The 14918-nt window shown below is 58.4% G+C and carries 12 protein-coding genes; 4 read left to right on the top strand and 8 right to left on the bottom strand.

Annotated features, from left to right (window positions below; genetic code table 11):
• Positions 1-179 precede the first annotated feature (179 nt).
• A complete protein-coding gene (locus FJ980_RS07905) occupies positions 180-1340 on the bottom strand; it encodes a GNAT family N-acetyltransferase (protein ID WP_140542360.1) in 1161 nt (386 codons plus the stop codon).
• Between the two features lie 378 nt (positions 1341-1718).
• Here FJ980_RS07905 and FJ980_RS07910 point away from each other — a divergent pair, with 378 nt between their 5' ends.
• The gene (locus FJ980_RS07910) at positions 1719-2621 is read left to right on the top strand and encodes a glycosyltransferase family 2 protein (protein ID WP_140542361.1); all 903 of its coding nucleotides are present in this window, start codon (positions 1719-1721) and stop codon (positions 2619-2621) included.
• 18 nt (positions 2622-2639) lie between these two features.
• On the opposite strand, the gene FJ980_RS07915 is transcribed toward FJ980_RS07910, so the two are convergent.
• Both FJ980_RS07915 and FJ980_RS07920 read right to left on the bottom strand, forming a co-directional pair.
• Positions 2640-3890: a glycosyltransferase family 4 protein gene (locus FJ980_RS07915; RefSeq protein ID WP_246676351.1), complete on the bottom strand. Its 1251-nt coding sequence runs from the start codon at positions 3888-3890 to the stop codon at positions 2640-2642.
• A gap of 9 nt (positions 3891-3899) precedes the next feature.
• Positions 3900-5264, bottom strand: a complete 1365-nt coding sequence (locus FJ980_RS07920) for a nucleotide sugar dehydrogenase (protein ID WP_140542362.1) — start codon at positions 5262-5264, stop codon at positions 3900-3902.
• A gap of 387 nt (positions 5265-5651) precedes the next feature.
• Between FJ980_RS07920 and FJ980_RS07925 the strand changes: the two genes are divergently transcribed.
• Complete coding sequence (locus FJ980_RS07925) at positions 5652-6329, top strand: polysaccharide deacetylase family protein (RefSeq protein WP_140542363.1); 678 nt, start codon at positions 5652-5654, stop codon at positions 6327-6329.
• Positions 6330-6354: 25 nt separating this feature from the next.
• Here FJ980_RS07925 and FJ980_RS07930 read toward each other — a convergent pair whose 3' ends face one another.
• From FJ980_RS07930 to FJ980_RS07945, 4 genes are all read right to left on the bottom strand, one after another.
• Entirely contained in the window at positions 6355-7788 is a 1434-nt protein-coding gene (locus FJ980_RS07930; protein WP_140542364.1) for an exopolysaccharide biosynthesis polyprenyl glycosylphosphotransferase, read from the bottom strand.
• A gap of 121 nt (positions 7789-7909) precedes the next feature.
• Positions 7910-8875 carry an NAD-dependent epimerase/dehydratase family protein gene (locus FJ980_RS07935; protein ID WP_140542365.1) on the bottom strand — a complete coding sequence of 322 codons (966 nt, stop codon included), beginning with the start codon at positions 8873-8875 and terminating at the stop codon, positions 7910-7912.
• 43 nt (positions 8876-8918) lie between these two features.
• Positions 8919-9863, bottom strand: coding sequence for a glycosyltransferase family A protein (locus FJ980_RS07940; RefSeq protein ID WP_140542366.1), 945 nt, complete (start codon positions 9861-9863; stop codon positions 8919-8921).
• Positions 9860-11422, bottom strand: a complete 1563-nt coding sequence (locus FJ980_RS07945) for a lipopolysaccharide biosynthesis protein (protein ID WP_246676352.1) — start codon at positions 11420-11422, stop codon at positions 9860-9862. Before FJ980_RS07945 ends, FJ980_RS07940 begins: the two co-directional genes overlap by 4 nt.
• 389 nt (positions 11423-11811) lie before the next feature.
• Between FJ980_RS07945 and FJ980_RS07950 the strand changes: the two genes are divergently transcribed.
• Entirely contained in the window at positions 11812-12879 is a 1068-nt protein-coding gene (locus FJ980_RS07950; protein WP_140542368.1) for an SDR family oxidoreductase, read from the top strand.
• Positions 12880-12889: 10 nt separating this feature from the next.
• Positions 12890-14203, top strand: coding sequence for a DUF4910 domain-containing protein (locus tag FJ980_RS07955; RefSeq protein ID WP_140542369.1), 1314 nt, complete (start codon positions 12890-12892; stop codon positions 14201-14203).
• Here FJ980_RS07955 and rfbC read toward each other — a convergent pair.
• Positions 14192-14749 carry a dTDP-4-dehydrorhamnose 3,5-epimerase gene (gene rfbC / locus FJ980_RS07960; protein WP_140542370.1) on the bottom strand — a complete coding sequence of 186 codons (558 nt, stop codon included), beginning with the start codon at positions 14747-14749 and terminating at the stop codon, positions 14192-14194. The two genes, FJ980_RS07955 and rfbC, sit on opposite strands and share 12 nt — an antisense overlap.
• Positions 14750-14918 lie beyond the last annotated feature (169 nt).

Below are 14918 nucleotides of genomic sequence, written 5' to 3' on the forward strand. Positions count from 1 at the left end.
ATAGCGATTGCGACAGCGCTCGCGGTGGGGGTAGTCGCGTTAGTGCTAACAGGCCAAGCTGGCACAAACAGGCGCGCGGCGGCCGTCTGCCTCCAGCACGCCAGCGATCGGATATCATAGTCTAACGACTGGCAGCAAAGCCCCAACAATTGCAGATGGTTCGTCACTGTGCGCAGTCCTTACCTTCTCGGAATTTTGCGCATCCGCCACGCGGTTCGCAGGCCCTTGAGCGAATGCCACACGAGAGTGTCGCGGAGGGACATCTTCAACCTGCGCACCAGCAGATCGGCCTGACCCCGCATCGTTCTCGGGATCTCGATCTGGTGGAGTGGTATCGCAGCGTCGCAATACTCCGTCTTGTAATCCTCGTTGCCAAGACCTTGATCGAACTCCTTCATGCCAGCGTCTATCGCCCACTCAATCAGATGGTTGAGCAAGTGGCGACCGGGCGAGAAACGAACCCATTCGCCCGCTTCGAAACTCGGCATCATGTAGTAAAATCTGCTATCGTCCTTGTATCCCCAGTGCACCGCCAGGACCGTGCCGCCCAAATTTAACGACGAAATATGGACGTAGCCTCGTGGGGCAAGCTCGAGCGCGGCCTGCCGAAGAAAGGCACGATAGCCAGGTCGCTCCATTCCATCGACCCCAGTCGTTTCGATATAGCGTCGCGACTTCTGCCTCATCATCGCTTCGAGCATCTCGTCGCGTTCGGCGGACGTGCTCGCGATCCTGAAGGCGACTGTGCCGCGCTCACCAAGCTTGCGAAGCTTGCGCCGCGTGTCCTGGGCTCGCGGGAGGCGCTCGGAGACAAACTCGTCCACGCTGCTGGGCAGGCGCATGACATACCCGTTGTGGGGATAACGAGCCGTGATCAAGGGCGTCAGCGGATTGTCGATGTCGAACACGCGCTCGGGCATCTTTTCGACAACTGCGATGTCGAAAGGGGGTGCAATCCTTGCTATTGCATCCCACAACTTGCCTACGAATGAAGGGCGCCAGTCTTTGACGTGCGGAAACAGGACTGGCGCATTGTAGTCGCTGACGCCACCGTCCAAGAACGACAAGACCTTCAAGCCGAATTTGCGCTTCTCGATGCCAAGCGGCAAAAGCGCGTGAGGAGCACCGCGCTCGTCTACCACCGCAATAAACAATGGCCGAGTGCCGCGCGCCGGCCCGATTGTGTCGCACCAAACGTTTAAGAAATCGGCCGTCTGGAAAACGAAGGCGCGAGCCGAGCCCCGATTGGCCATGGTCGGCCACATGGCCGCAAAATCCCGCCATGAATCACTTGCCGAGACAACCAGGGAAGACCCCTCGATCGGGGTGCTGCGGATCATTTGAGGCAATCATTGATCAAGAGATGGACTGCGCCAGCATTGGGCGCGACGAAAATGCCGCTGGTGGAGACGCCAAACCTCCATTCCCATGAAAGATTTTCCGCCCCTGAACAGCTCGCCACCAGTTTTGGACCCCAGTAACCACCCGCAACCCGCGTCGGGCTCCGTCTCACCAATGGGTCATCATCTGTCCAGGCCGGTTCGGAACATATCTGAACAAAAGACGCACATTGCTAACCAGTTGGCCGACTGGATGCATACGTCCCGCGATTTATGATCTTCATGGCACTTCTGCATCGCGCTGGTCGAGTGTTCACCTCAAGTGCTCGAGGAATGAACTACCGCAGCAGACCTGGGGCAGTCCACGAGGACCGCGAAATGATCACTGTCATCATCCCACATCTCGACCAGCAAGAAATGCTCAGGCGCTGTCTCGCATCCTTGCAGGCGCAGCGGCCGCCGCAGCAAAAAGTCGAGATCATTGTCGTCGACAACGGATCGAGACAGATACCGAGCGACCTTTGCGCCTCCTTTCCCACTGTCACGCTCCTTCTCGAGCGCACACCTGGCCCCGGGCCAGCGCGCAACCGCGGCGCAGCCCACGCGAGCGGCGAAACGCTAGCTTTCATCGACGCCGACTGCATCGCCCATCCCGATTGGCTTTACGAAATAGAAAGCTGCTTTGCAGAAAGGGAAGATATCGGCATCATAGGCGGCGACGTCAGGATTGCGCGTCAGGACGCACACCGACTTACCCTACTTGAAGCTTACGAAAGCGTCTTTGCCTACCGAATGCGCGAATACATCACCAAGCAGGGATATACCGGGACCGGCAATCTGGCGATGCGCAAACAAATTCTGTCTGCGGTTGGACCGTTCGGTGGGATTGAAATTGCGGAAGATAGGGACTGGGGACAGCGGGCGCTCCGCAAGGGCTTCCGCACCCACTACCGCAAGGGGATGATAGTGTTTCATCCCGCCCGCCGGAATCTCACTGAGATCGCTGCAAAATGGGAACGGCATGTTGCTCACGATTTCAATCGGGTACGCTCTCAGCGAGGGTGGCGGCCGCGCTGGATCTTGCGCAGTTTCGCGGTCGCGCTCTCGCCCGCGGCGGAGTTGCTCCGGGTGGGCTTTTCCGATCGCATCGAAGGCCCAAGGGCGCGCATGCTTGCCATGTACGGCGTCGTCCTGGTTCGCCTTTACCGATGCAAGGTGATGCTGGCTCTTGGATTCGGAGCAGACGCCTCGCGCATCCTCGACAAATGGAACCGCGTCTGAGCGCAGGGAAGACCCGGCTCACGGCTTCCTCGGAGCGGTGGCCCTGGCTCGTTGATAGGCGGCGATAAGGTTCGGCACTTGATAGCTCCAGGCAAGTTCCCGCTGCAAACGATCGCGGCCGTAATCACCCATAACCTTGCGCTGTTCGGGGTTGCCAAGCAGCCATTCAACCTTGTCAGCAAAGTCGATCGGATCATCCGGGCGGGCGTAGAGAGAGGCTGTATCCGCCGAGAAACGCCCCTCGGTGACGTCGAATTGCACAATTGGTTTGCCGAAAGCCATGTACTCGAGAATCTTGTTCATGGTGGACTTGTCGTTCATCGGATTGACGCGATCCGGATTGACACACACGTCGGCTGTTGAAAGCACGGTGAAGAGCATTTCGTCGGCAACCCGACCGGTGAACGTGACATAGTCGTTCAGCCCCAAACTTTGGCAGTATTCCTTGAGATTTCCAACTTGCGGGCCACTGCCGACAAGAACGAACTGAATGTCCTGCCGACCGCGCTCATGAACCAGATGTTTGACGCTACGCAAAAGTAGGTCGATTCCCTCCTGTTCCCCCATAACGCCGACATAGCCCACGAGAAACTTGCGTCCTTTCTTCAGGCCGGGGTCGGGGCAGTCGATCCTCAAGCGTGCCAGGTCCGGACCGGACCGCACCACGAAGACATCGCTCTCGCGCTTCCTGCCACGGGTGAGCGCGATCCTTCGGTAGCTCTCATTGGTCGAAATGACGACGTCGGCGCATTTGAATGTTATCCATTCGAATAGGCACAAAAGCCGCCACAGCCGCCCACGCTTGCCGAACTTCGCCTCGTAAAGCTCGGGATTGATGTCGTGGTGGTCGAAAATGAAACGCTTGCCGAGCAACTTGAACGGCAGAGCGACGAGAAAGATCAGATCCGGCGGGTTGCAAGCATGGATGGTCTCGAACCCATGCCTAAACAGGATTTTCCATGCCAGGCGGGTCTCGTGCCAGAGCGCCGCGCCGTATTCGAGGAGGAACTCCGATGCGCCTTTGGCTTCGACCGGCAAGTCATGCCTGTAGACGTGAATGCCCTCCAACGTCTCTTCATGCTCTTCCGCCCCTACGCCGACAGGGCAAATGATGGAAACCTCCGCGCCAGCGTCACGCAATGCACGCGCCTCCTGCCAAACGCGCCGGTCGAACGGCACTGGCAAGTTCTCCACAATCATCAAGACCTTGCGGGCAGAAAGACTGCCAGATCGAGTTTGTTCGGCCCCAAACATTGAGATGGCGGACATGTCTCTCCCCTAAGCCACAGCGCGCCTGACATCGAACGGCAGGGCGGCATCACCAGGCTGAGCAGACTCTTCCAGGGATGCGGGAGGGGCTGGCAGCCAGTTTGCGCTATCCGACAGCGCGTTGAGGTCGATCACGCTCTGCGCCCTCGAGAAGGAAAGCATGCCCGCAGTGCGGTTTGCGAATATCACCCGATCATAATGTCGAGCTTCGGCCTGCTTCTTGCTCACCAGCAGGGTGGCAAACTGCGGAAGCCACGACCACGCATAACCCAGATTGGCGCCGACCAACTTGCCGGCGTCGATGGCCGGATCAAAAATCGAGAGCCTGTAGCGTTCCCTCAGCAGGCTGCGCGCAAGGTCGATATTCGGGCTCTCTCTCAGGTCGTCCGTTCCGGCCTTGAAAGCCAGGCCCGCGAGAAGCACTGATGCTCCCGGCTTCAGACCCTTTGTGGCGAGTTGGAACAGGCAGTATTTATGGGCGTCATTGGAGCGCAGGAGCGAGTCGATCAAAGGCGCATTTATCCCGCAGTCCGCCACGATGTTCTGCAATGCACGGACGTCCTTTGGCAGACACGAGCCACCGAATGCTCCGCCGGGGCGCAGGTAGTATGGAGAAATGTTGAGTTTTGTGTCGGAAACAAAGATCTCGTGCACTTTCGCCGGATCGACACCGAGTTGAAGGCCGATCCGGCCGATTTCGTTGGCGAACGCCACCTTCATCGCATGCCAGCTGTTGTCGACAAATTTTGTCATCTCGGCTTCCGCAAATCGCGTCACGAAGCGCGGCGCTTCGAAGCCGGCAAAAAGCTCGTCTAACGCTGGCTTTGGCTCGCCGTCCTGCGTTCCTATGATCACCTTCGGAGGCAGGAAGTAGTCATTGACGGCCGAAGATTCCCTCAGAAATTCGGGGCAGTAGGCGAGTTCAACGCGGTCCGCCGCGTCTCCCAGCAACCCTGCGAAGATCGGTGCGATCAGACCCTCCATTGTTCCGGGCCTTACGGTCGAGCGGTAGATGACGGTCAACGGCTTCGCGAGGCTGTGCCCCACGTGCAGCGCTATTTCCTTTGAGACTTCAGTCACGAATCTCATGTCGTGGGCGCCGTCCGCTCCGCTTGGCGTGCCGACGCATACTATTGCGGCGTCACAGTCTTCGAGCTTGTCTTCGACTTCCACGAACGCCGAGATGCGATGCTCCGCCAGCCCATGGAGCAGCATTTCGCCAAGTCCCGGCTCGATGATCGGTGCAATTCCGGAGTTGACGCCCGCGACCTTGCGGCCGTTGACGTCAAACCCAACCACTTCATGGCCTTGGTGTGCAAGGCAGCACAGGGTGGTAAATCCGACATAGCCCAGCCCGAATACAGCTATTTTCATGGACGCCCCTAACTCCGCATCATGTTTGAGCCGGGCAGAGATCGCCTCAGACAAACAATGGCATTGTTCCAACTCCGGGCGAATTGAGGAGCTGTCCGTTGAGCGAAGCGACCGCACACTTATGGGTAGAATGCCCCTTAGGCATGGTCAAAAAGGGGGATGTTCTCTGCATTCAGATCGCACCCAACTCTGCGAAGCCCGCCGCGCTGATGAGCTTGGACGGATCATGCGATGCGAGAAAGGCGATAGGCCGGGTTGAAGAATGAACACCACAAGCTCATGGTGGGAGGGTTTTTCGCAGACGTCGATTTGTACTTCCCTTGCGCCGGATATCGGTTCCTGCGCGCAAAGGATCATAAGGAATAAAGCGACCATAGGAAATTAGGTGTGGTTGGATCGAAAGAGCGCTTCATCAACTTCCACGGCATAGGCATAGCCCCACCCGGTATCGACAAAGCCGAACTGGATTTCTGGTGGGATGCGGATCCATTTCTCGCCGCCCTAGACAAAGTATCTGCAGCTGCGAGCAATTACCCCCTCCTCATCACCTTTGACGACGGCAATGAAAGCGATCTCGACATTGCGTTGCCCGCACTTCTGGAAAGAAATCTCAGTGCGTCTTTTTTTGTTTGCGCAGGGAGAGTGGGAAGCCGCGGATATCTGAGTGCATCGGGGATCAGGCAACTTCTTCAGAAGGGTATGCGGATCGGGAGCCACGGCATGCACCACCTTGACTGGAGCAAGCTCGATGATGCCGGTCTGCAGACCGAAACAGTGGATGCCAAGCACAAGCTGGAAGACATCTGCGGTTGCGAGATCGATGAGGCCAGTATTCCTTTCGGCCGTTATGATCGCCGCGTTTTGAGAAAACTGAAAACTGAAGGCTACAGCCGTGTCTACACGTCGGGTCGCGGCATCGCCACCAAGGAAGCATGGTTGAAACCGCGCAACACGCTGGACCGCTCATGGCAATGGAAAGACATCCCAAAGGATCTAGTCCTCCAGGACTCTTATCTCAAGCGGCTGCGCTCCAGTCTCTCGCACGCTCGCAAGTCTGTTTGGTAACTGCTGTGCCCTGCCATCGTCGCGTCTAGTACGCGTTTAGCCCGCGTAAGACGGCAAACGGTGTTTGCAGGATTATGCGGATGTCCAGCCAGATACTCCACCTCTCTATGTAGAGCATGTCCATCTGGATCCGGTTCGTCATCAGGTCGACCCCCGGCGTTGCGCCGCGAAGTCCGCTTACCTGGGCCCAGCCTGTGATGCCCGGCTTCATTTGACGGCGAAAAGCGTAGTTGGCGATCGCTCGACCGAATTCGCTGTCATGCGAAGCGGCATGCGGCCTCGGTCCAACGACCGACATGTCACCCATGAGGACGTTCAGCAATTGCGGCAGTTCGTCTATGCTGGTTCGACGAAGCCAACGGCCAAACGTTGTGGTGCGTTTGTCCTCGGAAGTGGCTTGCTGGATTCCTGGGCCGTCCTCCAGGACGTTCATGGTCCTGAATTTGTATATCTTGAAGGCTTTACCGTTGAAACCTATGCGGGTTTGCCTGAACAGGACCGGTCCGCGCGAGTCGAGCTGGATCATCACGGCAATAAGTGTCATGAACGGCCAAAGCAGCGCCAAAGCGGCCATTGAGATGGCGACGTCCATGAGCCTCTTCGCTGCCCGCTGCATAATAGAGAGCGGCGGATGCTGCAGTTCGACGAGAGCCGACGATCCCACTATCTGAGCCGGCTGCCTTACAAAATCGACCAGCCAGTCGCGGGCAATGAGCGAGACTGGCAACGGAAGTTGGCGCAGAAGCGCTAGATGAGGTTTGAGCCGCTGCCAATCCCGAACATCGGCCGCTATGAGTATCTCATCGACATCTGAGTTCTGCGCGATCGCGACTGCAAGTTCGATCCGCTGCCGTATCAGCGCTTCGTTATCCGGCGTCCCAAGGTTCAATCGATACTCGATGTGAATTCCATGCTGCTGCAGCTCAGGGGCTGCGTTGGCATCGAGTGAGGCTCCCTGGTGGATCAAAACCGCTTTGCGTCCTGCCGTGGTTCCTTTTGCTGAATCTCTGCGGACAAACAGCCGCCAGCAAACTCGATGAGCGAAAAGCGAGATCAGTCCATCGAGCGCCAAGGCAACGCCGGTTTCCGGATCAACCTGCTTGCCCAGAGCAAAGGTGCTTACGCCAAGGAGCGCCACCGTGCATAGCCATAGCGACGTAACGACATGGAGGCGCATGTTTTCGGAAAGAATTGTCGAAGGCTGGTAGAGGCCGGCCAGCTTCGCCGAGCACACGAACAGCGCGCAGGCGATGGGTGCAATGGCCAATGTTAGCATCGCCACCCCGCCTCCATCTGCGCCCGATTGCACGCTCCAGATGGCGCACGCCGCGGTAATGGCCAATGTATCCGCCGTGATGGCCAGCGGGGCTACTGACCGGTACGAAACGAGGGAACGTCCGGAAGGACTGGCTGCAAACTCCCTTGCTGTCTCCAAACTGGCGATCGGCGACATATCCATTGCAAATACACCGGACCGTGTTGACGATAGACAGGCAGGCCGTAACGCCCGCTTGCACACATTATTTGGCCGGTCCGACGCCGCGCAAAACGCCTACAAAAGTGCGCTGAGCTCATCCCAGTTATTCAGAAGGAGTAGTTGGTTGAGGGCTTGCGCGATCACGGCCGTTATTGCGCCTTTTGCGGTACCAGCGCACCGTTCGCCGGAGACCCTCGTCGAGGGAGGTTTTCGCTATCCAGCCGAGCCGCGCGCACGCATACCCGGTATCGGCGATCACTTCGTTTTCAGCCGGCCGGTCGGGCACCGCGCCGAAGATGGGAGGGGGTGCGGAGCCGACGATTGCAACAATCCTCTCGACGATTTCGCGAATAGAGACGAGGCGGCCAGATCCGAGATCGATCGTGGCCCCCTCGATCCCCTTTGTCGTCGCCGCCAAAACAAACCCGTCGATCACATCGTTCACATAAATCCAGTCAGCCCGTCGCTTGCCGCTGGTCACTTTGGGTGGGGTCTCGACAAGCAGCGACTCGATTACTGTCGGTATGAGCTTGGCGGGCGCCTGACGCGGTCCGTAGACCATGAATGGCTGCAGAATGACCACCGGTGCCTGGAAGAGAGTGTTAAACATGCGTCCGTAGCCGGACGCCGCCCATTTCGCCGCTGCATACGGCGAATGTGGAGTGGGACGCGCAAGACCCGGCTGGGGCTCGGTAAACGAGCCGCTCAGGATAATGCGGCTGCTGCCGGCCTCCGTTCCGGCCAGCAGAACGTTGAGTGTGCTGGTCAACAGGCTTTGGTAAGTCGGCACCACCAATTCAAGGTCTGGGCTCGCGCCAACCGAGCCGGACAGATGATAGACGATGTCGGGCTTCACCGTGGCGACAACGCTACGAACCGTCGAGAGATCGGCCATGTCGGCTTGCCACCAGATCGGTCCGCGATCGTCTCTCTCTCGTTCGAAACGTGACGTCGCGTGGACCTCGCAGCCAAGTCCGAGCAGCCGTTGGCAAAGATGGGAACCAAGGAAGCCACCCCCGCCCGTGATCAGAACCTTGAGGTCAGTGATCTCGGAATTTTGGTGGACCATCTCGGCCGGCCTCCATGTCCGCGGACTGCACCATCGCCCATTCCTAGTCTTGACTCACAGGTGTCGATGACACGAAGCGTCCCTGATTTCCACGCAAGCGCCTGAGCAGCAAAAGCCTTGAATCTGAGAATTGCGCCCGTCCGGCCCTGATTGTTTCCTTCGCCCAGAAGCGGCGAAGCGCCATTTCGCATCGACGCAACTGATCCTCGGTAAGCTTTGCTTCCAGAACGATATCGCGGAGGTCGCGATAGGTGCGGGACGGCCAGGTTCTGAGTTCTTCGCTGCTGATGGGATCAAGACGTCGGCGGAATGCAACGCGGTCGAGGCCGCGACGCGGCTTCTGCGTGCGGTTCGCGAGCCGATCGGGGATGTGAATGATCGGCCCTATCAGCGCCAGTTCGGCGCATATGAGCCAGTCTGCCTGCTCGGAGCGGCGAAGCATGCGCGTTTCCAAGAGCCGGGAGCGTCGGTACATGCCGTAGATCGGGTCATACTTGGCGTCGCCGGCATGGTAGAACCACAGCATCCTTTCAAACCGCCGGGCTGCGTCGCCGGAGCTTGGGAATTCCCCCTCGTAGTCCTTCCATCTCGCCGCCCCCTCGGGCGAGTAAACGGTGAAGCCGGTGGTCAGGCCAATTGCATCTGTCCGGCCTTCAAGCGTCTTCACACATTTCGAAAGATAGCCCGGCTCGAGCCAGTCATCGGCGCTGATCCAGCGGAAGAACGTGCCATGTGCCAGGCGCAGCACCCGGTTCATGTTCTGATGAAGCCCAATATTCGAAGGATTGACGTTCAGTCGGATGCGCCCATCGGCCCGCGCATAGTTTGCAAGCGTTTCTGTCACTCCATCGTCAGATGCATTGTCGGAAATGACGAGTTCGAAGCCCTCGAAATCCTGGCCGAGGATGGATTCTATGCAATTTTCCACCCACCCTTTTCCGTTGCGGACGGCAAGGCCGATGCTCACCCGTGGAACATTTTTGCTCATCTGCTTGCTCCGAGATTGGCGGATATGTCGGCAATTCGATCCGGCGAGGCGGGTTTCAACGCTGCCAGGACATCCGCATAGAATTTCCGTTGCCCCAGGACGAATAGGAGCAGACAAGCGTAGACCGCGCCCATGACCATCCCGCCCATCAGAAGCCGAAGGAGCGGCGTGGACGACGGCCCCAGGTAGAACGCCGCCTCCAGTCCCGCACCGCTCGCGGCGATACTGGCCAGCAATGGCCGCCAGATCGCGGCAAAGAGATCGAAAGGCGACAGAAGCGTCCCCTTCGCGCACCAGACAATATGCGGCACCACCCATACGGTCATGGCCGCAGAAACGCCCAGAGCCACGCCGTTGGCTCCGTAAGGTAGACCTATGATGATGGCCAGGCAGACCAGCACAGCGATGGCGTATGCCATCTTGAGGCTGCGTCCCTGGAGACCCGTCGACTGGAGGAACCATCCCGTTGGGTTGATGATCCCGAAAACCAGGATCGTGGGGGCGAGCAAACGGAAGATCGGCGCTACAGCATGCCACTTGTGCCCAAGGACGACGGTGATGATCTCGTCCGCGAAGATTGCACAGAACATTGTCGTTGGAAGTGTAAGACTGTTGACGAGCGTATATCCCTTGAGGAAATACGCTCTGCAGCGCGCCGGATCGCCCTGCAACCTGGACAGGGCGGAAAAGGCCACTCCACCGACTGCCGACAGCAAGGTCGTGTTCGGTATGTTGATGAGCTGATAGCCTCGCCCATAGATGCCCAAGGCGTCTGCTCCCAGATAGCGCCCGATCATCAGCTTGTCGAAATTATAGGCCAGGTGGACGACCAGATTATTGAACGTGATCGTGGCCCCGAACCTAAGCATGGACCGAACATCGGAGAGCCTTCCGGGCTTTCCCGGACGCCAGGAAGTCGAGAGCCACATAAGAAGGGTCGTCGTCGCAGGCTGAACGAGTGCAGCCCCAACCAGCGCCCAATAGCCAAGGCCGTAAAACGCCATTCCAAGCCCGGTCGCAACGCTGGCTAGCTGGGCAACTGTCTCTATGACAGCCAGGGCCCCATAGCGCAGCGAGCGTTGGAGAAGCGCAAGATGCTGCACTCCGGCGGCATTGAACAGGAACCCGGCCGCCAGCGCGGCGGTCACTGAGAGGAGGCGAGGCTCTTGGTAGAAAGCGACGAGGAAAGGCGCGATGATGACGCAGAGCACGCCAAGGGTGCTGCCGACTGCCACATTGACCCAAAAAAGGGTCGATACATATTCATCGCTGATGTCGGCTCTTTGAACCGTCGCTGCCGAGAGTCCTGCGGTGGCGAACAAGTCGAAGAAACTTGTGACCACCGTCACCATGGCGACCAGTCCGAAATCCGCCGGCTCCAGGAGGCGTGCGATTGCGGCGACAAAGCCAAGTCGCAGAACAAAGGAAATCCCTTGTCCGCAAAGCTTCGCAAACGCGCCCCGCAGCGATTTTCCTTTCAGTTCCTTCAGCTTCGAACTCCCTGCAGAAAGAAGATGACGTACGGTCCGAAATTCGTAACAGTGCCATGGCCAAGTCACAGGATGGCGTGAGATTGCCCGCCAAGACGATGCCAGCTTATGGCTCGCGCTTCGTGCCGGGCACCCCTCCACAGCACAGGTGGCCGACATCAATTGTGATTAGTTGGTGCCCGTTTGAACTAGTTCCGAAGAGCCAGCAATGCGGCCCGGGGTGGGTCGAGGGTCCGGGCGCTTCTCCGGCCCGGTGAAGTGCGGGGCGCGTCCGGCTTCTTTGCCCATAAAATCCCGCAGCTGGCCGGAACGGCGAGCACAGGACATCGAGACGCTGTCAAGCCCGGAAATTTGCGCACATGGCCGACAGACCTAAACCCCTCATCCGATTGGGTCAGTAGCCTCGGGACAAAATCGTGCGAAGGTCGAACAGCGCCATGCATTCCGCAGGAGGAACAATGCGAGTTCTGGTTACGGGCCATCAAGGCTATATCGGCTCTGTGATGGTGCCCATGCTGATCGCTGCGGGGCACGACGTCATCGGTTACGATGCCAATCTGTACGAGCGTTGCACCTTTGCCCCCGCAGGCAAGCTCACCAACATTCCAAGCATTTGCAAGGACGTGCGCGATGCGAGCCACGACGACTTCGTCAATGTCGAGGCCGTCATCCACCTTGCAGCGCTTTCCAACGACCCGCTCGGCAACCTGAACCCCGACATCACCTTCGCGATCAATCACCGCGCAAGCGTCCGGATAGCCCAGGTTGCCAAGGAAGCCGGCGTGCGACGTTTCCTGTTCGCCTCCTCCTGCAGCAACTACGGGGTATCCGAGAGCAACCTGATCGATGAGACCGGTGACCTCAATCCCGTCACGGCTTACGGAAAGTCCAAGGTTCTGGCGGAACGAGACATATCGGCATTGGCAGATGGCGATTTCTGCCCCGTCTATTTCCGGCCGGCGACCGCCTATGGTGTCTCGCCGCGCATACGCTTCGACATCGTGCTCAACAACCTTATGGCATGGGCCGTTTCGGAAAAGCTGCTCTATCTCAAATCGGATGGAACGCCCTGGCGACCGCTCGTGCATGTCGAGGACATATCCCGAGCCTTCATCGCAGGTCTTGCCGCACCGACCGAAGCGGTCTGGAACCAAGCGTTCAACGTTGGGTCAACGGAGCACAACTACCGGATCCGTGACATCGCGGACATCGTCACCGAAATCGTCCCCGGCTGCCAACTCACCTTCGCCAGCGACGCCGGACCGGACAAGCGCTCGTATCGTGTCAATTTCAGCAAGCTTGCCCGCGTCCTGCCTGACGCTTTGCCGCGCCACAACGCTCGAAGCGGGGCTGAGCAACTTCTCAGCGTTCTCAAGTCATCGCGACTGACGCCCGGTGAATTCGAAGGTCCGCGCTATCAGCGGATCGCCCATATCAAGCACCTGATGGCGACTGGCGTGATCGCTCATGATCTTCGTCGCCTGACGCACAGCCAGGCAAAAATTCCGGCAGCGATGCTACAATAACGACGGCGATATGGATGATGGCGCTCAACAACTGGTGAATACTTCTGCCCGACTAGGCGAGAAGATTTACGAACTTGCCAGAGAACTTTTCCCGATCGCCCGCAGCATCACTGGTCCCGGCGTTCGCGAGACGCTGCGCGTTTTGTCACGGCACCTGCCGATCGAGGTGCACGAGGTTGCAACGGGAACGCCTGTCTTCGATTGGGTTGTACCAAAAGAATGGATCATCCGTGAGGCCTATATCGACGACGAAAAAGGCAACCGGATAGTCGATTTCCGGCACTCCAATCTCCATGTCCTGAATTACAGCGTTCCGGTCGACAAGGTGGTGAGCCTCGCCGAGCTGAAGGAGCATGTTTTCACGATACCGGAGCAACCCGACCTTATCCCCTACCGTACCTCATACTATGCGGAACGGTGGGGATTCTGCATGTCTCACAATCTCCTGACGTCTCTTCCGGAGGGTCGCTATCGCGTTCATATCGACAGCGAACTCAGGCAAGGCGCGCTGACATATGGTGAATATGTCCATGGCGGCACGAGCGACCGGGAGTTCCTGCTGACCACCCACATCTGCCACCCCTCAATGGCGAACGACAATTGCTCGGGCCTGGCTTTGCTGACGGTACTGGCAGGAAAGCTCCGCGCGCGTCAGACACGCTATAGCTATCGCTTCCTTTTGATTCCCGGAACTATCGGTTCCCTGGCATGGCTCGCGGCCAATGAGGACAGAATCCCCCGGATCGAACACGGCCTTGTGGTCTCGTGCGTCGGCGATGGCCAGGGCCCTACCTACAAACGCAGCCGGCGCGGTGATGCCTTCATCGACCGAGCCATGGAACATGTCCTTTCCCATCTCCCGGGCCAATCCGCAAAGGTGATCGACTTTAGTCCGTACGGCTACGACGAGCGCCAGTTCTGCTCGCCCGGCTTCAACATGCCGGTCGGCCTATTCCAACGCGGTGCCCACGGCACCTTTCCGCAATACCACACCTCCGCCGACGATCTCGATTTCATTCGTCCGGAGCATTTGGCCCATTCATACGACATGCTTGCGGGCGTAATCGACGTCGTCGAGGAAGACTGGGTTCCTCTCAACCTCAGCCCCAAGGGCGAACCTCAGCTTGGCAGGCGCGGCTTATACGCAGCGCTTGGGGGCCTTCACGCTTCCAGCCATGGGGCGATGCCAATGCTATGGGTTCTCAACCAAGCGGACGGCAGCAATTCGCTGCTTGCGATGGCCGAGCGGTCCGGACTTCCGTTCGCCGAGATCGCTGCCGCCGCCCGACTTTTACGCGAACATGGGCTGTTGTCAGCTCAGTAGCTCCGTGCGACGCGCTTCGGCCGTGAGCAGCGGCCAATGCCTGTCGCGATCCGACAATATGCTGGGTGGAGCAGGCCAGCCGATCGCCAGGCATGGATCGTCGAATCGTAAGCCGCTCGCCGCCCCGGGCGTATAAAACTCGGAAATCATGTAACTGACCGTCGAGTCGGGCTTGAGTGTCTGGAAGCCATGGGCAAAGCCACTGGGGATGTAGAGCATGCGGCGGTTGCTGGCCGTCAGCTCAAATCCCTCCCATTTCAGATAGCTTGGCGATTGTGGGCGCAGGTCGACAATGACGTCATAAATAGAGCCCGCAATACAACTTACCAGTTTTACCTCCGCATGAGGCGAATTCTGAAAGTGCATACCGCGCAACGTGTGCGTAAGCTGCGAATATGACATGCTGTGCTGGACGAAGCTGGTCGTCAGACCGTGGCCGGCAAACTCGGAAACGCAGAAGGTACGGGTAAAAAACCCGCGTTGATCCCAGATGGGTTCCGGCTCGACCAACATTGGTCCGCTGAGCGAAGACGGATGAAAACGCACTCGAAAGCTCCTTTTGACGAGCCTCAGCCTAAACTGCCGGCGATGCATCGCAGCAAAGCTATCTTGCTGTTGTCATACACAAACTGCTGTCCACTCAAGAATACATGATCAAAAAAAGGGCGTCCGCGTACCTCTTCTGGATCAACCTAGGCTGAGCCTCATTCGATTT

The sequence above is a fragment of the Mesorhizobium sp. B1-1-5 genome (assembly GCF_006443065.1).
Classification (GTDB): Bacteria; Pseudomonadota; Alphaproteobacteria; order Rhizobiales; family Rhizobiaceae; genus Mesorhizobium.